The 21794-nt window shown below is 38.2% G+C and carries 26 protein-coding genes; 16 read left to right on the plus strand and 10 right to left on the minus strand.

Features of this window, described 5'->3' with window-relative positions:
- Positions 1-17: 17 nt before the first annotated feature.
- From yajC to HMPREF9420_RS00670, 4 genes are read left to right on the plus strand one after another with little or no spacing between them, the layout of a single operon-like run.
- A complete protein-coding gene (yajC, locus tag HMPREF9420_RS00655) occupies positions 18-335 on the plus strand; it encodes a preprotein translocase subunit YajC (RefSeq protein ID WP_007133438.1) in 318 nt (105 codons plus the stop codon).
- Positions 328-1308 (plus strand): CdaR family protein, encoded by a 981-nt coding sequence (locus HMPREF9420_RS00660; RefSeq protein ID WP_007133439.1) that lies wholly within the window; start codon positions 328-330, stop codon positions 1306-1308. The genes yajC and HMPREF9420_RS00660 overlap by 8 nt, the downstream gene beginning before the upstream one ends.
- A gap of 11 nt (positions 1309-1319) precedes the next feature.
- Positions 1320-1904, plus strand: coding sequence for a dephospho-CoA kinase (gene coaE, locus HMPREF9420_RS00665; RefSeq protein ID WP_007133440.1), 585 nt, complete (start codon positions 1320-1322; stop codon positions 1902-1904).
- A 34-nt stretch (positions 1905-1938) separates the two neighbouring features.
- Positions 1939-2382, plus strand: coding sequence for a DUF5606 family protein (locus tag HMPREF9420_RS00670; protein WP_007133441.1), 444 nt, complete (start codon positions 1939-1941; stop codon positions 2380-2382).
- A 100-nt stretch (positions 2383-2482) separates the two neighbouring features.
- On the opposite strand, the gene HMPREF9420_RS12980 is transcribed toward HMPREF9420_RS00670, so the two are convergent.
- From HMPREF9420_RS12980 to HMPREF9420_RS00685, 3 genes are all read right to left on the minus strand, one after another.
- On the minus strand, positions 2483-2848 hold the full coding sequence (locus tag HMPREF9420_RS12980) for a hypothetical protein (RefSeq protein WP_248628058.1): 366 nt from the start codon (positions 2846-2848) through the stop codon (positions 2483-2485).
- Positions 2849-3057: 209 nt separating this feature from the next.
- Positions 3058-3318 carry an Imm32 family immunity protein gene (locus tag HMPREF9420_RS00680; protein ID WP_007133443.1) on the minus strand — a complete coding sequence of 87 codons (261 nt, stop codon included), beginning with the start codon at positions 3316-3318 and terminating at the stop codon, positions 3058-3060.
- Between the two features lie 4 nt (positions 3319-3322).
- Complete coding sequence (locus HMPREF9420_RS00685) at positions 3323-3661, minus strand: hypothetical protein (RefSeq protein WP_007133444.1); 339 nt, start codon at positions 3659-3661, stop codon at positions 3323-3325.
- Positions 3662-4489: 828 nt separating this feature from the next.
- On the opposite strand from HMPREF9420_RS00685, the gene HMPREF9420_RS00695 reads away from it, so the two are divergent.
- From HMPREF9420_RS00695 to HMPREF9420_RS00715, 5 genes are all read left to right on the plus strand, one after another.
- A complete protein-coding gene (locus tag HMPREF9420_RS00695) occupies positions 4490-4795 on the plus strand; it encodes a YtxH domain-containing protein (RefSeq protein ID WP_007133446.1) in 306 nt (101 codons plus the stop codon).
- Between the two features lie 36 nt (positions 4796-4831).
- Positions 4832-5218: a hypothetical protein gene (locus HMPREF9420_RS00700; RefSeq protein ID WP_007133447.1), complete on the plus strand. Its 387-nt coding sequence runs from the start codon at positions 4832-4834 to the stop codon at positions 5216-5218.
- Positions 5219-6016: 798 nt separating this feature from the next.
- Positions 6017-8329, plus strand: a complete 2313-nt coding sequence (locus HMPREF9420_RS00705; protein WP_007133449.1) for a transglycosylase domain-containing protein — start codon at positions 6017-6019, stop codon at positions 8327-8329.
- A complete protein-coding gene (locus tag HMPREF9420_RS00710) occupies positions 8322-8996 on the plus strand; it encodes a tetratricopeptide repeat protein (RefSeq protein WP_044079001.1) in 675 nt (224 codons plus the stop codon). Before HMPREF9420_RS00705 ends, HMPREF9420_RS00710 begins: the two co-directional genes overlap by 8 nt.
- Positions 8997-9035: 39 nt before the next feature.
- Positions 9036-9920 (plus strand): FAD-dependent thymidylate synthase, encoded by an 885-nt coding sequence (locus tag HMPREF9420_RS00715; RefSeq protein ID WP_007133451.1) that lies wholly within the window; start codon positions 9036-9038, stop codon positions 9918-9920.
- 161 nt (positions 9921-10081) lie between these two features.
- On the opposite strand, the gene HMPREF9420_RS00720 is transcribed toward HMPREF9420_RS00715, so the two are convergent.
- Both HMPREF9420_RS00720 and HMPREF9420_RS00725 read right to left on the minus strand, forming a co-directional pair.
- Complete coding sequence (locus tag HMPREF9420_RS00720) at positions 10082-10546, minus strand: MaoC family dehydratase (protein WP_044078642.1); 465 nt, start codon at positions 10544-10546, stop codon at positions 10082-10084.
- Between the two features lies 1 nt (position 10547).
- Positions 10548-12302 carry a phospho-sugar mutase gene (locus HMPREF9420_RS00725; protein WP_007133453.1) on the minus strand — a complete coding sequence of 585 codons (1755 nt, stop codon included), beginning with the start codon at positions 12300-12302 and terminating at the stop codon, positions 10548-10550.
- Positions 12303-12422: 120 nt separating this feature from the next.
- Here HMPREF9420_RS00725 and HMPREF9420_RS00730 point away from each other — a divergent pair, with 120 nt between their 5' ends.
- Positions 12423-12713 carry a DUF4491 family protein gene (locus HMPREF9420_RS00730; RefSeq protein WP_007133454.1) on the plus strand — a complete coding sequence of 97 codons (291 nt, stop codon included), beginning with the start codon at positions 12423-12425 and terminating at the stop codon, positions 12711-12713.
- On the plus strand, positions 12710-13180 hold the full coding sequence (gene rlmH / locus HMPREF9420_RS00735) for a 23S rRNA (pseudouridine(1915)-N(3))-methyltransferase RlmH (RefSeq protein ID WP_007133455.1): 471 nt from the start codon (positions 12710-12712) through the stop codon (positions 13178-13180). The genes HMPREF9420_RS00730 and rlmH overlap by 4 nt, the downstream gene beginning before the upstream one ends.
- A gap of 12 nt (positions 13181-13192) precedes the next feature.
- Here the strand turns inward: rlmH and HMPREF9420_RS00740 are convergent, their stop codons facing one another.
- The gene (locus HMPREF9420_RS00740) at positions 13193-14287 is read right to left on the minus strand and encodes a hypothetical protein (RefSeq protein ID WP_007133456.1); all 1095 of its coding nucleotides are present in this window, start codon (positions 14285-14287) and stop codon (positions 13193-13195) included.
- A 14-nt stretch (positions 14288-14301) separates the two neighbouring features.
- Entirely contained in the window at positions 14302-15225 is a 924-nt protein-coding gene (locus tag HMPREF9420_RS00745) for a tRNA threonylcarbamoyladenosine dehydratase (RefSeq protein WP_007133457.1), read from the minus strand.
- 666 nt (positions 15226-15891) lie between these two features.
- On the opposite strand from HMPREF9420_RS00745, the gene HMPREF9420_RS00750 reads away from it, so the two are divergent.
- From HMPREF9420_RS00750 to HMPREF9420_RS00770, 5 genes are all read left to right on the plus strand, one after another.
- Positions 15892-16755 carry a sigma-70 family RNA polymerase sigma factor gene (locus tag HMPREF9420_RS00750; protein WP_007133459.1) on the plus strand — a complete coding sequence of 288 codons (864 nt, stop codon included), beginning with the start codon at positions 15892-15894 and terminating at the stop codon, positions 16753-16755.
- Positions 16756-16797: 42 nt separating this feature from the next.
- Positions 16798-17253 (plus strand): hypothetical protein, encoded by a 456-nt coding sequence (locus HMPREF9420_RS00755; RefSeq protein ID WP_007133460.1) that lies wholly within the window; start codon positions 16798-16800, stop codon positions 17251-17253.
- 62 nt (positions 17254-17315) lie between these two features.
- A complete protein-coding gene (locus HMPREF9420_RS00760; RefSeq protein WP_007133461.1) occupies positions 17316-18203 on the plus strand; it encodes a hypothetical protein in 888 nt (295 codons plus the stop codon).
- A complete protein-coding gene (locus tag HMPREF9420_RS00765; RefSeq protein ID WP_007133462.1) occupies positions 18176-18661 on the plus strand; it encodes a hypothetical protein in 486 nt (161 codons plus the stop codon). The genes HMPREF9420_RS00760 and HMPREF9420_RS00765 overlap by 28 nt, the downstream gene beginning before the upstream one ends.
- 36 nt (positions 18662-18697) lie before the next feature.
- Positions 18698-18964, plus strand: a complete 267-nt coding sequence (locus HMPREF9420_RS00770) for a PqqD family protein (RefSeq protein ID WP_007133463.1) — start codon at positions 18698-18700, stop codon at positions 18962-18964.
- A gap of 76 nt (positions 18965-19040) precedes the next feature.
- Here the strand turns inward: HMPREF9420_RS00770 and glyA are convergent, their stop codons facing one another.
- From glyA to pyrB, 3 genes are all read right to left on the minus strand, one after another.
- Complete coding sequence (glyA, locus tag HMPREF9420_RS00775; protein ID WP_007133464.1) at positions 19041-20321, minus strand: serine hydroxymethyltransferase; 1281 nt, start codon at positions 20319-20321, stop codon at positions 19041-19043.
- 82 nt (positions 20322-20403) lie between these two features.
- Positions 20404-20859, minus strand: a complete 456-nt coding sequence (pyrI, locus tag HMPREF9420_RS00780) for an aspartate carbamoyltransferase regulatory subunit (protein WP_007133465.1) — start codon at positions 20857-20859, stop codon at positions 20404-20406.
- 4 nt (positions 20860-20863) lie between these two features.
- The coding region (gene pyrB / locus HMPREF9420_RS00785; RefSeq protein ID WP_147625691.1) for an aspartate carbamoyltransferase at positions 20864-21794 on the minus strand (931 nt) is incomplete at its 5' end.

The raw sequence follows: 21794 nt of genomic DNA on the forward strand, positions 1-21794 counted from the left end.
ATTAATATCTAACTAAAATGAATATAATGTTATTATCTGCGCAAGCAGCTCAAGGTGGAGGAATGGGAGTTTTTGTAATGATGGGTGCCATTCTTATCATTTTTTGGTTGTTCATGGTTCGTCCACAACAAAAGAAACAGAAGAAGATTCGTAATTTCCAGAACTCTCTTCAAGAAGGTTCTAAAGTCGTAACGGGTGGTGGTATCTATGGAACAATAAAGCGTGTAGATATTCAAGCAAACACTGTTGATGTTGAAATTGCGCGTGGCGTAGTTATAACAGTTAATAAGGGTTACGTCTTTGAAGACGCATCATCTCAAATGCCTAATGCATAAACTTCTCACATTAGCTAAGAATGTCAGAAACTTTTTGTTTAGTTCGCTGAATAGAGAGTTTCTGATTTTTTTGTTTTTCCTCGGATTGAGTGGAACATTCTGGCTTCTTATGGCTCTCAATGAGACGTATGATGAAGACATTCATATCCCTGTGAAATTAGTCAATGTGCCCAAAAATGTCGTTATTACGCAAAATGTGAGTGACACTATTGATGTTACTGTCCGTGATAAAGGGTTTACTTTACTTGCTTATACCTATGGAAATAAGGTGCAACCCGTTCTCATTGATTTCGAAACTTTTGCTAATAGGAGTACAGGAACAGGCAAGATTACGTTGTCTGATTTGCAGCGTCTGATTTATCTTCGACTCTTCAGTTCTTCAAAAATATCTGCTATTAAGTCCGATTTACAAACTTTTTATTTCAATTATGGCCAGTCTCGGCAGTATCCTGTTCGTATTTCGGGGGTTGTAGAGGCAGGGAAAAGTTATTATATCTCTCAGATAAAGTTCTATCCGTCTATGGTAACCGTTTACGCGGACAGACACACGCTCGACAGCATTCGTAAGATTTCGACAGAACTTTTGTCCATGTGTCAGATTGAAGACACGATAACGCGAGAGGTTTCATTGCGTGGTATAAAGGGAGCGAAGATTGTTCCGCAAAAGGTGAGAATGACAATATACCCTGATATCTTGACTGAAGAGAGTGTTGAGGTTCCTATTGTGGCTATCAACATGCCGGCAGGTAAGGTGTTGCGCACTTTCCCCTCAAAGGTAAGAGTTTCATTTGCCGTAGGCGGAAGCAGATTCAGATCAATTCATTCTGACCAGTTTATTGTGGCGGTCGATTATAATGATATCGTAGGTCAGCCTTCCGATAAGTGTTCCATAAGGCTTCGCCAATATCCAAAGGATATCATTCATCCCCGATTGCAAATGACTCAGGTGGATTACCTGATTGAACAGCAATAAAAGGTTTATACATGAACGTTATGTCTCAAAAGATTGCTATTACGGGTGGTATAGGTTCGGGAAAAACTTTCATTTGTCATTTGTTGACTGCTCGTGGCATTAAGATTTATGATTGCGACAAGGCAGCCAAGCGTCTTATGCGTGAGAATGATGACCTAAAATGCAAATTGACAAATCTTATCGGAGATGATGTCTATCAAAATGGCATGATGGTAAAAAGTGTTTTAGCTTCTTTTCTATTAAAAAGCAATGAAAACAAGCAAGCCGTCAACAATATCATCCATCCATTTGTAGCAGAAGACTTTCTCTCAAGTGGCTTTGATTGGTTGGAAAGCGCAATCCTCTTTGAGAGCGGTTTTAATCATCGTGTGCATTTTGACCATATTGTTTGTGTTTCAGCACCCATACAAATCAGGGAAAAACGCATAATGGCGCGCGACAACATCAGTCAGATGCAGGCATTGCAATGGATAAACTGCCAAATGCCGCAATCGGATATAGAACGGCAGTCTGATTTTGTGTTGCTCAATGACGAACGCGAAGATTTGAATTTGCAAATAGAGAAGATGCTTGAAGTATTTCAATATAAGGTATAATTAAAACAAAATAATAATCAAATCAATTAAGAAAATGGAAACAATCCTTTCAATTGCAGGCAAACCTGGCCTTTACAAATTGGTTTCTCGTGGGAAAATGAATCTCATTGTAGAAGCACTTGACGATACGCACAAACGTGTTCCAGCCTTTGCCTCTGATCGTGTGACAAGTCTTGGAGACATCGCTATCTATACCACAGGAGAAGATATTCCTTTGTGGAAAGTTTTGGATAGTGTATCTAAAAAGGAGGCCGGCAAAGAGGTTTCTGTCAATTATAAGAAAATGAGCGGCAAAGAACTTCGCGCATATTTTACTGAAATCCTGCCTGAGTTCGATGAAGATCGCGTGCATGACAGTGACATCAAGAAATTGCTCCAATGGTATAACCTGTTGGTTAAAGCCGGAATCACAGACTTTGAAGCTACAATGGCTCCTACGCAAGGAGATAATATTGATGACCGAAAAACAGAAGAGTAAATTAGAAACAGCACCACATTTTATGTTTTGATGGCATAAGAATGTGAATGATATAAGCCTCGCAGATTAATATTTGCGGGGCTTTCTTTTATCATCTCTTTTAAATCGTTTCCGCGCCACGCGGAAATATGAAAAATTGCTTTTTTGGTGTTTCCGCTCCGTTGCAATACTTCAGGTAGGTGCGCTGCTCGAACTTGTCGTAACCAATCTTGTTCACATAATCGTAGCCATAGGGCTTGTAACCACGGACGTGGTCTACCTGCCCGCCGAGGTTGTAGCCGTAGGTTACCTTCTCCTCATCGGGGTAAATCATTTCCAATAGGCGGTTATGGCTGTCATACTTCCACTGTGTTACGTAGGTTGCCACAGCCTGATTAGGTACAATCAGCGTGCGTACCGTCTTCAAAACTTTACCCATTTTACCGTAGTAATACTCGATAGCGCCACTGCCGTCCTCACGAAGCATCAATCTACCGATACGGTTCTGAGAGGCGTTGCGACCAGATAAATATTCCGCGACGAAAGCCTGTATATATATATTGACACTAACGTTCACAACAACAAGGCGTTAGATTCTACATATAGTATAAGTATAGGAAAGGTAAACAGATTTTGATTTAACAATAAATCTGTTTATGGATCGTATTGTCAGACCCATAAACAGACTTATTGGAATCAAATCTTTTCGATTATTAAATCTAAAGATCCTTCTTCAAGAGAGTTGTACTCATCAAGATGAAGATGAGTTCCTATAGGAACCGATGATTGGGATAAATTTAGCAAGTGATTTGCTAAAGAAACTAATCCCTCGGTATTAGCCTCAATTGAGACGCTCCCATTTATATCGGAGACCTTAATTGTGAAATTACCTTCCCAATTGAGTACCACTCCGGTATCAGGGGAATAATTCGGAACATTTAATGTGACTTTTTTCATTCTATTATTCGGTTATGAAAACATGATAATTTTGATCAACCATCATCTTTCCAGGTTTGTTGGGATTTGGCTTCAGTGTTTCAAAATTCACATGAGGTCCACCTCCATGTTTACCTAAAATATCATTGTCACCCATGCGGAACACTCGTTTTCCATCGGCTGAAACATATCTACCAGGACCAACTTCTCGGTAGCCTTTCCCAAGGAATTCTTGTCCTAACTCTAAAGCTTTGGTTGATGTCGTTTTCATTCCATCTTTAATACCTAACTCCGAAGCAGACTTAACCCCTTGCTTAGATGCTTGAGTTAACGCCTTAGCCGCAACTTGTACGTTGTCAAACAAAAGTGCACAACTGCAAATGTAGTTATTTACTCTGATATTTCATTGTTTTATTATCAAAAATTCTTTTTATACTTCACATAGGCTTCCATTACCCTGTATTGATAGTATAAGAATGTGAATGATATAAGCCTCGCAGACTAATATTTGCGGGGCTTTTTTTATCATCTCTTTTAAATTGTTTCCGCGCCACGCGGAAGCATGTAAATTTGCTTTTTGGTGTTTCCGCGCCACGTGGAAGCATGAAAATTTGCTTTTTGGTGTTTCCGCGCCGCGCAGAAGCATGAAAAATTACCTTTTGGTGTTAGATACGTTGTATTTACGATGAAAAAATGCTTTTTGGTGTTAGATACGTTGTATCTGCGATGAAAAATTGCTTTTTGGCGTTAGATACGTTGTATCTGTGATGAAAAAATGCTTTTTGGTGTTAGATACGTTGTATCTACGATGAAAAAATGCTTTTTGGTATTAGATACGTTGTATTTATGATGAAGAATTGCTTTTTGGTGTTAGATACGTTGTATCTACGATGAAAAATTACTTTTTGGTATTAGATACGTTGTATCTACGATGAAAAATTGCTTTTTAAAGGCTCTGATAACCTGATAATAATTTTTTGTTAATATACAAAACATTATCATAAGCTAAACAGTTTGAATGTTATTTTTTGTATTATTCAACTGCAATCCTCGTATAAGATTTGCTATTATCAATATTTTTTCGTATCTTCGCATCAGAGTTTAGTTAGCTTATGTGACAAAGGTTACCAAAATAAGCATACTTTTACTACATAAACCTTGTATTTTATAACATAATTAAAACCGAAAAACTATGTCAAAAATTGGAAGCATTTTATTAGGAGTAGCAGCTGGAACAGTTGCAGGTATAGGTGTACTTTTTGTACTTGACAAAGATAAAACCTTATGTAAAAAGAATTCTATAGGCGATAAAATTGATGACTTAAAAGATCAGTTTGATAGTCTTACAAGAAAAATGCGTGATAAATCAATGGAGTTAAAAGGCACTTTAGAAGAAAAGGTTGACAATCTTTTATCAGATTCAGACAGTAAACCAGAAGACCTTGTTAAGCTATTAGAAAAGAAATTAGCGTCATTGAAAGAAAAAGTTAAGAAATAACTTAGCTGATTAGTAACCCTTAAAATAAAATTATTTATGAAAAAAATCTTCAGTTTAGCTACTTTGATTTGTTTATTCATTGTAGCTCTTACCTCAATCTCTTGTAGCAAGACAGATGACCCTGCAGACAATGATATCTTTGTAGGAACATACAAAGGAAGAATCTCTTATTCAGGTGATAAAATAAAGAAAAGTGCCGATAACGGTTCTATAACTGTCATTAAAGCAGCAGGTAGTTACTATTTTAGATTTTCAGATGGAATCCCTGACCTTAAAGGCGTAACCTTTAAGAAGGAAGGTGACCACACTTTAGTAAATATCGACTTGAAAGAAGGTGTAAAAATAATTAGAATCAATGCTTCATCATTGAATATTCTATACACTAAAGATGGGAAAATATGGACTGCTAACGGAAAGAGATAGTAGAGAAAAAACATAATAGTAAGAGGGTGTGTCAAAATTGATACATCCTCTTTTTTACTCTTCCTTTACCTTGTCTACCACACAATTCATTATTTACTGTAGCTATGTTGCTAATTTCATATAAAATGATTTATTGGGCTTTAAATAGCCTATATAAACTTGTATAGAGCAGCTGAAGGTTACTAAAAGTACCTCCATTACGCCTGTATTGATAGCATAAGAATGTGAATGATATTAGCCTCGCAGATTAATATTTGCTGGGCTTTCTTTTATCATCTCTTTTAAATCGTTTCCGCGCCACGCGGAAGCATGAAAATTTGCTTTTTGGCGTTTCTGCGCCACGCGGAAGTATGAAAAATTGTTTTTTGGCGTTTTTGCGCCACGCGGAAGCATGAAAAATTGCTTTTTGGTGCTTGATACGTTGTATCTACGATGAAAAATTACTTTTTGGTGTTAGATACGTTGTATCTGCGATGAAAAATTACTTTTTGGTGTTAGATACGTTGTATCTACGATGAAAATTTGCTTTTTGGTGCTTGATACGTTGTATCTACGATGAAAATTTGCTTTTTGGTGCTTGATACGTTGTATCTGCGATGAAAATTTGCTTTTTGGTGCTTGATACGTTGTATCTAATCATAAAATGCCCTTTGTGGACTTGTGGTACTCCTTAGCGGCATGAAAAACTTTGTTTTAAATTCTTTTTTCTCCCGATATAACATTACCTTTGTGATGGTTAATCGGTGGATAGCTACTGATTTTTAAGTTTCAAAGTTTCTTAGTTAAAAAGATATCACGATGAGAAAAGCTTTTGTTCACTTTCTATGGGGGACATTGATTATATTGGTGTGCGGAGCAGCGCTTGCCTTTACAGCCATTTGGAATGGTTGGATTGGTTATATGCCTCCTGTAGAAGATTTGCAAAATCCTATTAATAGGTTTGCATCACAGGTTTATTCTTCGGATGGAAGGGTGATTGGTACATACAATCTCAATAAAGAAAACAGAATTATCATTCCTTATAGCCGCATCTCAAAACATTTGGTTGATGCTTTGGTGGCAACAGAAGATGAACGTTTTTATGAGCATAGCGGAATTGATTTTATTGCTTTGGGGCGTGCCATTGTCAAGAGAGGAATGCTGGGCCAGGCTTCAGCAGGTGGCGGTTCGACCATCACTCAGCAGCTTGCGAAACAATTGTATTCTGCGCAGGTGCACAATACGTTGGAACGAATGTTACAGAAGCCCATAGAGTGGGTGATAGCTGTGAAACTTGAACGTAATTATACAAAGGAAGAGATTATCGCTTTGTATTTGAATTATTTTGATTTCTTGCATAATGCGGTAGGTATTAAGACGGCAGCAAATACTTATTTTAATAAGGAAGCTAAGGATTTGGATGTTGACGAGTCGGCTATGCTTATAGGTCTTTGTAAGAATCCGTCACTTTTTAATCCTGTGAGATTCCCAGAGCGCGCGCGTAATCGTCGGAATGTCGTTTTAGGTCAGATGTTGAAAGCTGGTTATTTGTCGAGGTCACAATATGATGAGTATTGTGCTAAGCCAATTGCTTTAAACTTTCGTCGAATTGATCATAAGGATGGAGAGGCAACATATTTCAGAGAGTTCCTTCGTCAGTATATGATGGCCGAAAAGCCTGATAGGTCGAACTATCCATCTTGGAATAAGGTGCAATATACTTTGGACTCGATAGCCTGGGTTAGTGACCCCTTGTATGGTTGGTGTAACAAGAATTTCAAGAAAGATGGTACGCCTTATAATATTTACACCGATGGTTTGAAGATTACAACGACAATCGACAGCCACATGCAACAATTTGCAGAAGAATCGGTATATGGTCATGTGACAAAATTCTTGCAGCCAGCCTTTAATAAGGCTAATCGAAGTAAGAAGAATGCTCCGTTTACATCTTCGTTGACTTTGGCTCAGTTGCGTTCGATTTTGAATCGAAATATGTATCAGAGTGAGCGCTATCGTAATATGAAAGCTCAAGGTGCAAGTGAGCAAGAGATTCGCGCTGCCTTTCATCGTCCGGTTGAGATGACCATTTTCACCTATCATGGTGACATTGACACGGTGATGACTCCAATGGACTCAATCAAATACTATAAGAGTTTCTTGCGCGCCGGCTTTATGAGCATGGACCCCAAAACGGGCGCAGTGAAAGCCTATGTGGGAGGTTTGGATTACACACATTTCATGTATGATATGGTTACGGGAGGTCGCCGACAGGTTGGTTCTACGATTAAACCATTCTTGTATGCACTTGCCATGGAAAATGGTTTTTCTCCATGTGACATGGCGCCTAATGTACAAAAAACCTATATGGTAGCAGGCAGACCATGGACTCCGCGTAATGGTTCGCATGCACGCTATGGGCAGATGGTGACGCTTCAGTGGGGCTTGGCAAATAGTAATAACTGGATTTCAGCCTATTTGATGAGCAAGTTGAACCCTCAGCAGTTTGTATCAACACTTCATGAATTTGGCATCAACAATCCTGACATTCATCCTTCAATGTCACTTTGTCTCGGTCCGTGCGACGTGAGTGTGGCTGAAATGGTAAGTGCCTATTCTGCATTTGCCAATCATGGAATACGAACAGCACCAATGTTTGTTAGCAAGATTGAGGATAACGAGGGAAATGTGATTGCAACATTCCAGCCGCGTATGAATGAAGTGATTAGTGCCGAGAGTGCAAACAAGATGCTTGTCTTGTTACAAGGCGTTGTTGATGGTGGAACAGCAAGTCGACTCCGCTATAAATATCACATGGAAGGACAAATCTGTGGTAAGACAGGTACAACGAATAATAATAGTGATGCTTGGTTCATAGGTTTTACTCCTCAATTAGTTACTGGTATTTGGGTAGGCGGAGAAGATCGCGATATCCATTTCGATAACATGTCAATGGGGCAGGGTGCAACGATGGCATTGCCGATTTGGGCGTATTATATGAAGAAGATTTATCGTGATTCTTCATTGGGTTATAGCAGTAAAGCTACGTTTGGGTTGCCTGAAGGCTTTAATCCTTGTGGGAAACAAGATAAAGAAGATGATGATTTCCAAATTGATGATATTTATGAATAGATGTCTCACCTTGGCTTTGATGTGGATGATTTCAACGGGAATCGCTGTGGCGCAGAATTCAAATGCAATGCGTGATAGCCTAAAAGCAGCATCCGATTCTTTGGCTTTCCATCCGGAAAGTGTTGCATTGCGACTGCAAAAAGCTTCATGGAACGTTCGTCTGCATGAATGGGAGTATGCTAAGGAGGAATACGATAGAGTATTGGCGAAGGATGAAAACAATCCAACAGCACTTTACTTTCGTGCGTATGTGAATGAGAAATTGTCGCGATATAACTTTGCAAGACAAGATTATGAGCACCTATTATATATAGTGCCTGGTAATTTTGAAGCGCAATTGGGGCTGGCGTTACTGAATGAAAAGGATAAACATTATACGGAGGCATTTGATGGTATAAATCGTTTAATCAATCAATATCCAGATAGTGCCGTGGCTTATGCTGCAAGAGCCAACATGGAGCGAGAACGAAAGATGTATAGTTTGGCTGAGTTTGACTACTCAGAAGCTATAAAGCGATGCCCTAATGAACAAGATTATCTTCTTTCACGGGCATTCGTTAGAATACAATTAAAGAAGAAAGAAGAAGCTTTAGAAGATTTACGAAGTCTTGAAAAGCTCGGAGTTTCAAGAGTGGCTTTGAAAGAGTTCTATGATAAAGTAAAATAATAATCCGATTGGAGTAATGATAAATATAATATTAAAGATATGAAGATAATCCATCCATCCTATGAAATATGGGCTCAAGAAAAGGGACTTAATGGCATTTATAAGCAAATAGAACGAGCCGGAAGAGTTTGTTACAAGAGTGAGAAGAATGCCTCTGAAGATTCTGCAAAACCATTTGTTGAAAAGATGATAGCATCCGATCATACGGCGATGCTTGAACATGGTACGGTATATTTGAAATCAAATTCGGAGTCGCTCATTAATCGCTATGCTAACAATCGATTTTCGCATATGAATCTGAAAGATGGAGTGGCATATATAACTACTAATCTGAGGGTGCTCGCTGAAAACAAATGGTTGGATGATTTGCAGTTTGTGTGCGACCCTCTTCCCCTACATGAGCTTCGTATTACTGTTCATTTCACCACTCAAGTTGGTGTTACGCGTGAGTTTAACAGGCATCGTGCCAACTCTATGGCTGAGCAATCAACACGCTATTGCAATTATAGCAAAGAAAAGTTTGGTGGAGAGATTGCTGTGAATCTTCCTGACTGGGTAATGAAAGAGAGTGATTTTAGTGAAAAGGAAGACGCTGCTAATGCTGAATCTCTAACGAAATATTGTGCAGACATTATTGATTCAAAGCCCCAAGAGCAGTGGAGTGCGTTTGATTTGTGGCTTTTTGCTAACCTTGCCTGTGAATTTTCATATATGAATTTGATTTCAAAGGGAAAGAAACCTCAAGAAGCTCGTGTTGTATTGCCATTAGATACGAATACAGAATTAGTACATACTGCGTTAGTAAGCGATTGGAAACATTTCTTTGATTTGCGCGCTTTAGGTACGACGGGAGCCCCTCATCCTGATGCAAAGGCAATTGCCTTACCACTCTTTGAGGAGTTTAAGCGTCTAAAACTATTGTAATTACGCGGTCATTTGCATCAAAACATCTCTCGTTTAGATAGCTTTTATAAAGCATTTATATAGGAATGAGTTTCCTAAATGTTTTTGTTGAGTAGATATTATATAATGATAGATAAAGAAAAATGGAGAAAGTGTTGGCTTTCTCCATTTCTTTTAATTACTTATTTGAAATAGTAAAGGAAGGTAGCTTCGCCTTCAAGGGCAGGCTTTTTCTCGTTTTCTATTTCAATTTTGAATCCGATTTGTACTTTGCAGATACCTCTTAGGTTCTCAATTTGATTGAGCGTTGTTGATAATCTGACACTATTCCCTGTGAGAACAGGTTTACCAAAGCGCATTTTATCCATGCCATAGTTGACCATCATCTTGAGATTGTTTACCTCAATGATTTGATTCCACATGTAGGGAAGCAATGACAATGTCAAATAACCATGTGCAATAGTACTCTTATATGGGCTTTCTTTCTTTGCACGTTCTTCATCAATATGAATCCATTGATGGTCTAATGTTGCATCAGCAAAGTCATTAATACGTTTCTGATCAACTTTAAGCCATTCTGAAACGCCTAAATGTTGGCCTAAATGTGATGCAAACTCTTCGTATGAATTAATTATTAACTTACTCATTTTAATCTTTGTCAAGTCCTAAACTCTTTTTTATTGCGTTGATTTTCTCCATTCCTTGTAGTTCAAGAGCAGCATATTCAGAAGCCTTCTTGATGTCACCTTTCACTTCAAGATAGAACTTAATTTTCGGTTCTGTGCCTGAAGGTCTTACACTAACTTTAGTTCCATCGTTGCAGAACCATTGCAGAACATTACTTGTTGCAGGCATGTCGAGCTTTGTCTTCGAACCATCTTCATGAGTTGTTTCAAGTGTTTGATAGTCTTTCCACAATACAACTTTACTACCACCAAGGTCTTTAGGAGGATTATTTCTGAAGTTTGTCATCATCTGTTTAATCTCTTCAGCTCCTGTCTTTCCTGGTCGAACAACGTTTACAGTGAACTCTTTTGAGAATCCATATTCCAGATATATATCCATGAGGACATCGTAGAGGGTCTTTCCTTTATCTTTTGCCCAAGCGCAAATCTCTGCCAAAAGGCTAATAGCTGAAACGGAATCTTTATCTCGAACAAAATCTTCTGCAAGGAAACCATAGCTTTCTTCGCCGCCACCAATATATTTCTGCTTTCCTTCAGAGAGTCGAATTTCACGTGCAATCCACTTGAATCCTGTATAGCAGTCACGCATTTCTATTCCTGCTTTGTCGGCAACCTTTTTAATAACTTCGGTTGTAACGATGGTCTTAACAATGAAATCAGTTGGTTTTAGCAAACCTTTCGCCTGACGATTCGTAATGATGTAATAAAGGAAAATCAAACAAGTTTGGTTACCATTAATCAAAACCCATTCGCCCTTGTCATTCTTACAAGCCATTCCTACACGATCTGCGTCTGGGTCAGATGCCATTACAATATCTGCATCCAAAGCCTTTGCATCACGTATCGCCAAAGCTAATGCTTCGCCGTTTTCTGGGTTTGGACTAACAACGGTTGGGAAATCACCACTTCTTTGCATTTGTTCTTTGACGCAATGTACATTGTCAAATCCCCATAGTTTGAGGCTTTGTGGGATTGCCATCATGCCAGTTCCATGCAAAGGTGTATAGACAATTTTCAAGTCATGATGACGTTTGATGACTTCAGGATCTATACTTAGTGTGTGGATTTCTTTCAAATAAGGTTCATCAATATCTTTTCCAATGCTCTGAATCAATGAAGGATTGCCCTTGAATTTTACGTCTTCAACCTTTACTTTGTTAACCTCGTCAATGATACCTGTGTCATGAGGCGCAAGTACTTGTGCTCCATCTTCCCAATAAGCCTTATAACCATTATACTCTTTTGGGTTGTGGCTGGCGGTGATATTTACGCCGGCTTGACAATGTAAGTGTCGAATGGCATAAGAACATTCAGGAGTTGGGCGCATATCATCAAACAAATAAGCCTTTATTCCATTAGCAGAAAAGATATTAGCAACCGTCTCTGCAAACTTCCGACTGTTGTTTCTGCAGTCATGACAAACAACAACTGCTATGTCTTTCTTACCTTCGAAGTTCTTCTTTAGATAGTTAGCGAAGCCCTGAGTTGCCATTCCAACCGTGTAGATATTCATGCGGTTAGAACCTGCTCCCATTATACCGCGGAGACCACCTGTACCAAATTCAAGATCTTTATAAAAGCTTTCAACCAATTCTGTTTTGTCTTCTGCCTTTAATTTTGCTTCAACTTCTTTTCTGGTCTCTTCGTCAAAGGCCGGTGATAACCATTGTTTGGCTTTTGCTTCACACTGTGAAATTAGTTCTGTGTTATTTGCCATAGTCTTAAAGTATGAATTATTTTATAAATTGTTCTCACGCAAAGTTACACATTTTCAATTAAAAAACATCGATTAATATATAATTTTTTTGTAACTTAGCGACCTAAAAGCTATAACATTATGTATTTCACTGGTATAATAATTGCAATTTCTACATTCATGATAATAGGCTTATTTCATCCTATTGTCATTAAAACAGAATATTATTTTGGTACAAAACCATGGATTCTATTCCTTATTTCGGGCATCGTCTGTGTGCTTTGTTCAATGTGTATCTCACATATCATTTGGTCATCTATATTCGGTGTGCTCGGCGCTTCATTCCTTTGGTCGATTGGTGAACTTTTTGAGCAAAAGAAAAGAGTTGAAAAAGGTTGGTTTCCTCGCAGAGAAAAGAATAAGGTTAAATGAAAACACTTCTTATTTTAGTGGGGAAAACCATTAATAAACATTTTATTGCAGGCATCAACGATTATCGAGAACGCATCGAACATTACATGCCTTTTGATATCACGGTTATCCCTGAGTTGAAGAATACGAAGAAACTCAGTAATGAACAACAAAAGGAACGCGAGGGAGAGTTAATCTTGTCATGCCTTAAACCTGCAGACACGGTTGTACTGCTTGATGAGCATGGTAAAGAGTTTCGCTCTATTGAATTTGCTGAATGGTTACAAAAAGAACAGCATACTGCCCGCCGTCTTGTTTTCGTAATAGGTGGTCCGTATGGATTTTCAGCAGCAATGTATCAACGGGCAAATGAAAAACTCTCATTGTCACGCATGACATTTAGCCATCAAATGGTTCGTCTCATCTTCACAGAACAACTTTATCGTGCATGTACTATCATCAAAGGTGAACCTTATCACCATGAATAGCGTTTTCGAACACTATTGTTCTTTCGATAAAGAGGGTAGTGAGTTGATGTGCATTGAATAGTGTCCTGCCTGAAAACTCATGCGCATGACACGTGGAACTTCAACCTTTTGCGTTAGCGCTAAGGCCACATGTCCCATAGTTTGGCGCAGGTTCAGTTCTACACATGGATGTATATATCCATTGTTAAGAATCATCATGTCAACTCCAAAGGGGCCAGTATAGACATCTTTGAGGGCAGAAGACATGATGTTTTTAATGATATCACGGATATTTTTCAAGCATGTTGTCAAGACATATCTTGATAATATTTTCTCTTTTTGAATCTCATCTGCCAACACATTACCTGTATACGCACCATTTGTTGTGTTGAATACTGATAAGCCAAGATAGTCAATAGTCCCATCTTTGTGTGCATAAAACTCCATTCCAAAGTCACATACCTTACTATAATATGGCTCTGCTGTGATATATTTCTGTTTGTCTATCACATTCTTAATCCATCCTTTGAGATGGGTTGAAATGCCTTCGTGATTCATGTCAACAAATCTCAGTCCACGACCACTACTGCTCCATGGGGCCTTTAATACGTATTGATAGGCTAAACCATTTTCTTCCGGTTGCAAATATTGTGTTAATGAAGTGTAGTTATCAAAGATTTCAACTTCACCTATTGTTTTGTCAACCGATGATGTCAAGCGGGGTAGGAGGTGTAGTGCACTCCAACCTCTTCCACTTATATTTCGAATACCTTCTAACTGCTTTTCTGACGGAAGAAAATCTTCAATTAATCCTTGTGTTTTATCAATTAATTGTTGGCGTAAAGCTAAATCCCATCCCCAAGGAATAAATTCAACATCTTCTTTAATATGATTCGCTAAGTCATTGAAACCAATAAAGTTCACATGTGAAGTATATTGCTTAAGATAGGTAGGTACTTTCACATGATTCTTATCTTCCACAAGGATATAGCTTTCTTCTGTAGCCCATAAAGCTGGAAGAAAAGCCAAGTCGGTTTGTAATTGGCGTGCAGCATGAGGCAGTGTGACATATTTCTGATGTGCTGCTAATGCTATATCGTGACCAGGATTGAATAGATAAACTTTCATTTTAGTCTGATAACTTAAAATCCTTCGGGAAGTTTCATCACAACTTTATCATCTACCCATGTACCATTTCTTTTCTCTGCCATCATTTTTCTGTATTTATCTTCATGATGTTTAGCTTTTTCTGCTGCAGTTTGGGCATAAGGATTGGTTTCAAATTCTTCGGGATAGATGCGTAGAGTATTAGCTTTTTTGACAAGATCTTTAACCACTTCACCTCCAATAATCAGTCCAGCTGCAGCAGGCACCCAGGCATTGCTTGCTGGAATGTCACGTCTGTCTGTACATTTTCGCATGTCTTTATCTGGACAAATGCAATGAAATCTACAACTGATATTTGGGTCATCAATCTGTTTGATGGGCTCTTCTTCGCTATAAACTACTTTCAAGCGTGGAATATTCAACTTGCGTAGTTTCTTTCTTATTACCTTTGCAAGTGGATCCATCTTTGTTTTATTGATGTCAGCAACCTTAAATGATGTTGCATCTAACTTGTTTGCAGCTCCCATACAAGAGATTATTGGGATATGTAGTCGGTGACATCGCTTAATAAGTTCAAGTTTTGCACTAACCGTATCAATGCAATCTACAACATAATCAAACTGTTTTAAATCGATTGCATCGGCATTCTCGGGGAGGTAAAACATCTGATATTTATGTACGATACAGTGACGATTAATATCGTGTATGCGTTCTTCTGCAACATCAACTTTATGTTTTCCTACAGTGGATAGTAGTGCATAAAGTTGTCTATTGACATTGGTTAGACAGACACGATCATCATCAAAGATGTCGAGTTCACCAACACCGCTACGTGCCAACACTTCGGTTACGTAACTACCGACTCCACCTATACCGAAAACGGCAACGCGCGCACCAGACAAAGTGTCCATGGCTGGCTTACCAATCAGTAATTGTGTGCGTGAAAATTGATTCTGCATAACAACTAATAACCTATTTTTTGGCTGCAAAGGTAAGGAAAAAGAAAGAAAAAGCAAAGTTAAAACAATATAAAGAATGGTGTATTTTAGTTTGCTAAGGCTATTGACCTTTTGCAGTCTTATTTGGTCTTCATGATATTAGATAAGTGGGGCAGTAGTTGATACTATGGTTTTTTATCGAGTAAAATGATGCATATTCTGTCGTTGTTTGATTCATTTTGCAGTGTAAAATGATTCAAATAACTCACTGATTTGGCACATTTTGTTTTGACGATTCCCTTGTTTCTTGTTTTTCTTGAATTAGAATGGTCTAATAAACTTCATTTTCTTTATTTCTCAAATTTATTGGTTTCATTAAACGAACGTTATTATTCATAAGATTTATTTACATGTATTTCTTCTATAAAGTTGGTTGTTATTTTTTCTTAGAAAGCTCATTTATCAACTCCATTTCATTTGTTTTAATCATGTTAATAGGTCGTTTTGTGTTTCAATGTAGGTCTTTTAAATTTTCTGTATAAATCATAATGGAAAATGTTTTGATTATCTTTTTTGTTCCTATTTAGTTGAAATATAAAGCATTTTTTAAGAGATAAAAGCGAAAAAAAATTTGCATGGAATATAAAAAAACTGTATTTTTGCGAAGAGAAAGATTTTTAACACTTAATGAGGCAACTGAAAATCACAAAATCAATCACCAATCGTGAATGTGCTTCGCTTGATAAATATCTGCAAGAGATAGGTCATGAAGACCTTATTTCTGTTGAAGAAGAAGTTGAGTTGGCGCAGAAGATAAAGCGTGGTGACCGTCGTGCATTAGAGAAACTAACGCGCGCAAATCTTCGTTTTGTAGTTTCTGTTGCCAAACAATATCAGAATCAGGGACTGAGTTTGCCCGATTTAATCAATGAAGGCAATTTAGGATTGATAAAAGCAGCTGAGAAGTTTGACGAAACTCGAGGGTTTAAGTTTATTTCTTATGCTGTATGGTGGATTCGACAAAGCATTCTTCAGGCGATAGCCGAACAGAGTCGTATTGTTAGATTACCATTAAATCAAGTTGGTTCTGTTAACAAAATAAAGCGTGTTCTCAATAAGCTTGAGCAGGAGAATGAGCATTTTCCAACCATCGAAGAGATTGCTGCGAAGGTTGATATACCAGAAGAAAAGGTAGCAGATGCTATCAAATCGAATGGTAGACACGTGTCGGTGGATGCACCTTTTGCAGAGGGAGAGGAGAACAGTCTTTTAGATGTACTGCCAAATTCCAATGCACAAATGGCGGATAATGTACTTGTTCAGGAGTCTTTACGTGATGAAATATCAAGTGCTCTAAAATCTTTGAATGAACGAGAACGTAATATTATAGAGGCATTCTTTGGAATTAATCAAGCAGAAATGACGCTTGAGGAGATTGGAGATAAGTTTGGTTTAACGCGAGAACGTGTGCGACAGATTAAAGAGAAGGCTATACGTAGGTTACGAAATAACTCGAAGAATAAAAGTTTAAAAGCCTATCTTGGACAATAAACTATTTACTCTTGCGTTATTAATAATAAAATTAAAAGGTAAATGAGATTGAAAACATTATTTGTTGCAGTGTGTACTTTCTTTGTGTGCACCACTGCTTTTGCGGGAAATAACAAGGTATATCTTTATGGTTTTGCCGCTTCATTCAATGATTCTACAGTTTATTTCACCGATATTCAAGAGGTAGATTCTGCTGTTATTGATAGAAGTGGGTTCTTGTATGGACGCGATAGTTACTCTTATCAGTTAAAGGATTATCTTGCATCAATAGGATTTGAACATGCCACATGCGTTACATTATGGGCTGCAACACGTGATGCCGTTGAAAAGAAATTCCAGAAATTGAGAGACAGATATGCTATTATTCCTGGTAAGAAGGTCTCAAAGAAACCAATTTATAACGTAAAATATCTTACAACGGATGAGTTTAAGTATCAACCTGTCATTCCAGATGAGAATCAGGTTGTGGCACCAGTGAAGAAAAGTAAACGGAAATAATTTTAGTTTTACTATCTTCCACCAACCTTTAAATTAATCTTTGACATCAGGTACTTCAGGCTATGAGTTATTATTTCGAAATTGCGGAGCATTTTATAAAGATTGAATATCACGATGAGAATATCTCACTTTTCAATCTTCTTCCTGCATTCCGGCCCTTTATTTGTGATGCCGTAGAAGATAATAGACTTCTTTTTAGCTTGTGCGTGAATCCTGATTTAAGAGCTGTTGATAAGGAAAAGCGTCACCATATCCGCACATTCGATACAGGAAATGGGGATACTATAGTTGATAAATTACCTGATGGAGGTTATCAGTATGTAATCAAAGACATCAATAAAAAATCATGTGCGTTAGTCATTACTGATAAGGCATTTTGCAATTGCAGTTGTGCTTTGAATGGAAATGTAAATATGCAGAGCTTTGGATTAAACAATGCATTGATGTTGATAATGGCGTTTGCTGGTAGTAATTGTCAAACCGTATTGATACATGCTTCACTTGTGCGCGAAAAAGATTATGGTTACGCATTCATTGCAAAGAGTGGAACTGGTAAAAGCACACAGGTGAGCCTTTGGTTGCGTTATATTGAGGGGTGTGATCTAATGAATGATGATAACCCTATCATAAGAATGATTGATGGAGTATCTTATATTTATGGAAGTCCATGGAGTGGAAAGACCCCATGCTATCGCAAGGTGAAAGCTCGTTTGGGTGCTATCACCCGCATAGCTCGTGCTTCAGAGAATAGCATTGAACGTCTTCCTGTCGTAGCTGCCTTTGCTTCAGTCCTTCCTTCGTGCTCTTCCATGAGATGGGATAATGATATTTCTGATTCAATCTGTAATATTGTCGGTGAGATTATAGCATCGACTCCTGTATTTACACTCCATTGTAAACCTAATCAAGATGCTGCATTGTTATGTCATCAAACAATATCCATAAAGTAAGAAAGCTTTTTGCAAATAGTGTTTTGATTCCTGAAGTTATAAAAATGCTTGAGGAGGGACATTCGGTTACATTGCCATTACGTGGTTTTAGTATGCGTCCATTCTTAGAAGATGAACGGGATATGGCGTTGTTGACAAAGCCTGGTAAGGTTAAGATAGGTGACCCTGTCTTGGCAGAGATACATCCTGGTGCTTATGTCTTGCATCGGATTGTTGCAATTAAGAATGATGATGTCACATTGCGTGGTGATGGTAATTTAGGATATGAGTATTGTACACTTTCAGATATCAAAGCATCTGTAATAGGTTTCTATAGAAAAGGTCGTCACAAACTTGAACGAATAGAGGGATGGAAGTGGAGAACTTATTCTCATATTTGGCTTGCATTGTCCCCACTCAGACGCTATCTTCTTGGATTTTATAGAAGAGTTTGGGTTCGGTTTTTGGGGCCAATGTAATGATAGATTATTAATTTTATTGAGTATTGACTAATTATGAAAGCAAAACAAGGATTTAAACTTCGAAACATTTGCGGTGAATATATTATCGTTGCAGAAGGCGAATCGAATATCGATTTCAGTAACATTATCAGCATGAATGAAACTTCTGCTTATCTATGGGAGAACATTCAAGGGAAAGAATTCACGTGTGATGATTTAGTAAAGTTATTGACCGATGAATATGAAGTGGATGAGAACACGGCACGAAAAGATGTTGATGTGCTTGTTGGTACATGGAAGGATGCCGGTATTATAGATTGATTTGAAACTATAATAAGATAAAAGAAACCCAAAAGTAGAAATACTTTTGGGTTTCTTTTATCTGTTCAAACAAGGTTTAGTACGCAAAAAGTGGGTAATCTTTCATTGTTTCATTCACCTTTTCTCTTACTCGTTTAATCACTTGTTCATCCTCAGGGTAATTTAATACCTCTTCAATCAACTCTGCAATTAGATGCATCATGTCTTCTTTTGCACCGCGAGTTGTCATTGCTGCCGTACCAAGTCGGATGCCTGATGTCTGGAAAGCACTGCGCGAATCAAATGGAACCATATTCTTATTGACTGTAATATCGGCCGCAACTAAAGCATTCTCTGCAACCTTTCCTGTCAAATCAGGGTATTTAGAACGGAGATCGACCAGCATCGAATGGTTATCAGTTCCCCCGCTTACAATGCTGAAATTACGTTGTATTAAGTCATTGGCCAAGGTTGCAGCATTCTTTTTCACTTGTAAAGCATATTCTTTCCATGAAGCCTGAAGGTTTTCTTCAAAGCCAACAGCCTTTGCTGCTATCACGTGTTCTAACGGACCTCCTTGCGTGCCAGGGAAGACGGCAGAATTGAGTAGGGTGCTCATCTTTTTGATCTCACCCTTCTTGGTTGTAAGCTTCCAAGGATTATCAAAGTCTTTTCCCATTAAGATGATTCCACCTCGTGGTCCTCTAAGGGTTTTATGCGTAGTGCTGGTGACGATATGTGCATATTTCAAAGGATTGTCGAGCAAGCCAGCTGCAATCAATCCCGCTGGATGCGCCATGTCTATCATGAGTAAGGCTCCTATTTCATCAGCGATTTTTCGCATACGAGCATAATCCCATTCACGACTGTAAGCCGAACCACCGCCGATGATTAATTTGGGTTTATGTTTGAGAGCGAGTTCTTCCATCTCGTCATAATCAACCCGTCCTGTCTCTTTATTAAGATTATATCCAATGGGATGATATAACAAACCAGATGTGTTGACATGGCTACCATGTGAAAGATGCCCACCATGATCAAGATTCAGTCCCAAGAAAGTATCGCCTGGTTTCAAAACAGCTAATAGAACTGCTGCATTTGCCTGTGCTCCTGAATGGGGTTGAACATTCGCAAACTCTGCTCCAAAAAGTTTCTTCACTCTTTCACAGGCAAGATCTTCTATTAAGTCAACCACCTGGCAGCCGCCATAATAACGCTTTCCAGGCAAGCCTTCTGCATATTTGTTTGTTAAACATGACCCCATGGCAGCCATGACTTCATCACTTACGAAGTTTTCTGATGCAATAAGCTCTATTCCTTTCTGCTGGCGTTGATGCTCTTTTGCAATTAAATCAAAGAGTTGCTGGTCTTTCTTCATTGTGGATTATATTTTAATGGACAATAATATATTCTGTTTATTTAAGCTAACTATGACTGCAGCCGTATCATTCCGAGATACATTAACAAAGTTTGATGTTATTGATATCTTGTTCTTTATCGCAATATCTGCATTTGAGGATTCCTTGTGCCTTGTCAATTACATTGAAAACCGTTTGCATCGGTTCGTTATTTGTGATACATTTGGGGTTGTTACATTTTACGATTCCTCGAAGCTCTTCTGGCAATTCAACAGTTTTTTTCTCGGCTACCTCATAATCTTTGATGATATTAAGCACGATTTTTGGGGCAACAACACTCAATCGACTGATTTCCTCTTGAGAAAAAAAGCGATTTGTTATCTTGATAATTCCTTTCTTTCCTATCTTCTTTGATGGGAGATTATAACCAATCGTAACAGGAGCTAAAGAGTTTTTTAGGCCTAACAAATCAACAACCTCATAGGTTTTTTCTGCAGGGATGTGGTCAATAACCGTTCCATTTTCAATTGCAGAGACTTGCATTTCCTTTTTTCCCATAATCTTAGAATTTAGATTTGATTATCGTGTTGTCGTTTTTAATATCTTCCAACGAGATTCCTAAGCAGTGACAGAAGATAGCTTCGCGTGCATAAAGTCCATTGCGCGCTTGTTGTATATAATATGCATGTGAGTCATCATCCACATCATAAGCAATTTCGTTAACTCTCGGAAGTGGATGCAATATGCGCATATTCGCTTTGGCATGCTTCAGCATTTCTGCTTTTAGAATATAGACATTCTTGACATGTTCGTATTCCATTAAGTCTGAAAATCTTTCTTTCTGAACGCGAGTCATATATAATATGTCTGCTTCGGCAATGATTTCATCCGTAAATTCAGTATGTTCTTCATACTTGATTCCATTCTCCTTGCAATAGAGTTTATATTCTTGCGGCATGGCAAGTTCCTTTGGTGCAATGAAATGGAAGGTTGGATTGAAATGGCGCATGGCCATAATCAGCGAGTGAACTGTACGACCATATTTAAGATCGCCCACCAGATAGATATTCAAATTGTCTAAAGTGCCTTGTGTTTGATAGATGGTGTAGAGATCAAGCAAACATTGTGAGGGATGCATGTGTGCACCATCTCCCGCATTGACAATTGGAACGGGGGCAACTTCAGACGCATATTGTGCAGCTCCTTCAATGTAGTGCCTCATGACAATGGTGTCTGCATAGTTGCTCACCATGAGGATGGTGTCTTTAAGTGTTTCTCCTTTTGAAACACTCGAAGCTTTTGCATCGCTAAAGCCAATCACCCTTGCACCGAGTCGGTTTGCTGCTGTTTCAAAACTAAGTCTTGTTCGAGTCGATGGTTCATAAAAAAGAGTGGCAATAACCTTTCCCTTTAATAATTCTCTGTCTGGATGTTGCTCGAACTCATGTGCCATTTGAATAAGATACATTAAATCATCCTTATTCAAATCGGCT

The organism is Segatella salivae DSM 15606 (assembly GCF_000185845.1).
In the GTDB taxonomy this organism is placed as follows: domain Bacteria; phylum Bacteroidota; class Bacteroidia; order Bacteroidales; family Bacteroidaceae; genus Prevotella; species Prevotella salivae.

What these genes read in the sequence shown, in the direction of transcription:
- yajC (WP_007133438.1), top strand. Translation starts at nt 18, where the DNA reads ATGAATATAATGTTATTATCTGCGCAAGCAGCTCAAGGTGGAGGAATG.
- HMPREF9420_RS00660 (WP_007133439.1), top strand. Translation starts at nt 328, where the DNA reads ATGCATAAACTTCTCACATTAGCTAAGAATGTCAGAAACTTTTTGTTT.
- coaE (WP_007133440.1), top strand. Translation starts at nt 1,320, where the DNA reads ATGAACGTTATGTCTCAAAAGATTGCTATTACGGGTGGTATAGGTTCG.
- HMPREF9420_RS00670 (WP_007133441.1), top strand. Translation starts at nt 1,939, where the DNA reads ATGGAAACAATCCTTTCAATTGCAGGCAAACCTGGCCTTTACAAATTG.
- HMPREF9420_RS12980 (WP_248628058.1), bottom strand. Translation starts at nt 2,848, where the DNA reads ATGCTTCGTGAGGACGGCAGTGGCGCTATCGAGTATTACTACGGTAAA.
- HMPREF9420_RS00680 (WP_007133443.1), bottom strand. Translation starts at nt 3,318, where the DNA reads ATGAAAAAAGTCACATTAAATGTTCCGAATTATTCCCCTGATACCGGA.
- HMPREF9420_RS00695 (WP_007133446.1), top strand. Translation starts at nt 4,490, where the DNA reads ATGTCAAAAATTGGAAGCATTTTATTAGGAGTAGCAGCTGGAACAGTT.
- HMPREF9420_RS00700 (WP_007133447.1), top strand. Translation starts at nt 4,832, where the DNA reads ATGAAAAAAATCTTCAGTTTAGCTACTTTGATTTGTTTATTCATTGTA.
- HMPREF9420_RS00705 (WP_007133449.1), top strand. Translation starts at nt 6,017, where the DNA reads ATGAGAAAAGCTTTTGTTCACTTTCTATGGGGGACATTGATTATATTG.
- HMPREF9420_RS00710 (WP_044079001.1), top strand. Translation starts at nt 8,322, where the DNA reads ATGAATAGATGTCTCACCTTGGCTTTGATGTGGATGATTTCAACGGGA.
- HMPREF9420_RS00715 (WP_007133451.1), top strand. Translation starts at nt 9,036, where the DNA reads ATGAAGATAATCCATCCATCCTATGAAATATGGGCTCAAGAAAAGGGA.
- HMPREF9420_RS00720 (WP_044078642.1), bottom strand. Translation starts at nt 10,546, where the DNA reads ATGAGTAAGTTAATAATTAATTCATACGAAGAGTTTGCATCACATTTA.
- HMPREF9420_RS00725 (WP_007133453.1), bottom strand. Translation starts at nt 12,302, where the DNA reads ATGGCAAATAACACAGAACTAATTTCACAGTGTGAAGCAAAAGCCAAA.
- HMPREF9420_RS00730 (WP_007133454.1), top strand. Translation starts at nt 12,423, where the DNA reads ATGTATTTCACTGGTATAATAATTGCAATTTCTACATTCATGATAATA.
- rlmH (WP_007133455.1), top strand. Translation starts at nt 12,710, where the DNA reads ATGAAAACACTTCTTATTTTAGTGGGGAAAACCATTAATAAACATTTT.
- HMPREF9420_RS00740 (WP_007133456.1), bottom strand. Translation starts at nt 14,287, where the DNA reads ATGAAAGTTTATCTATTCAATCCTGGTCACGATATAGCATTAGCAGCA.
- HMPREF9420_RS00745 (WP_007133457.1), bottom strand. Translation starts at nt 15,225, where the DNA reads ATGCAGAATCAATTTTCACGCACACAATTACTGATTGGTAAGCCAGCC.
- HMPREF9420_RS00750 (WP_007133459.1), top strand. Translation starts at nt 15,892, where the DNA reads ATGAGGCAACTGAAAATCACAAAATCAATCACCAATCGTGAATGTGCT.
- HMPREF9420_RS00755 (WP_007133460.1), top strand. Translation starts at nt 16,798, where the DNA reads ATGAGATTGAAAACATTATTTGTTGCAGTGTGTACTTTCTTTGTGTGC.
- HMPREF9420_RS00760 (WP_007133461.1), top strand. Translation starts at nt 17,316, where the DNA reads ATGAGTTATTATTTCGAAATTGCGGAGCATTTTATAAAGATTGAATAT.
- HMPREF9420_RS00765 (WP_007133462.1), top strand. Translation starts at nt 18,176, where the DNA reads ATGTCATCAAACAATATCCATAAAGTAAGAAAGCTTTTTGCAAATAGT.
- HMPREF9420_RS00770 (WP_007133463.1), top strand. Translation starts at nt 18,698, where the DNA reads ATGAAAGCAAAACAAGGATTTAAACTTCGAAACATTTGCGGTGAATAT.
- glyA (WP_007133464.1), bottom strand. Translation starts at nt 20,321, where the DNA reads ATGAAGAAAGACCAGCAACTCTTTGATTTAATTGCAAAAGAGCATCAA.
- pyrI (WP_007133465.1), bottom strand. Translation starts at nt 20,859, where the DNA reads ATGGGAAAAAAGGAAATGCAAGTCTCTGCAATTGAAAATGGAACGGTT.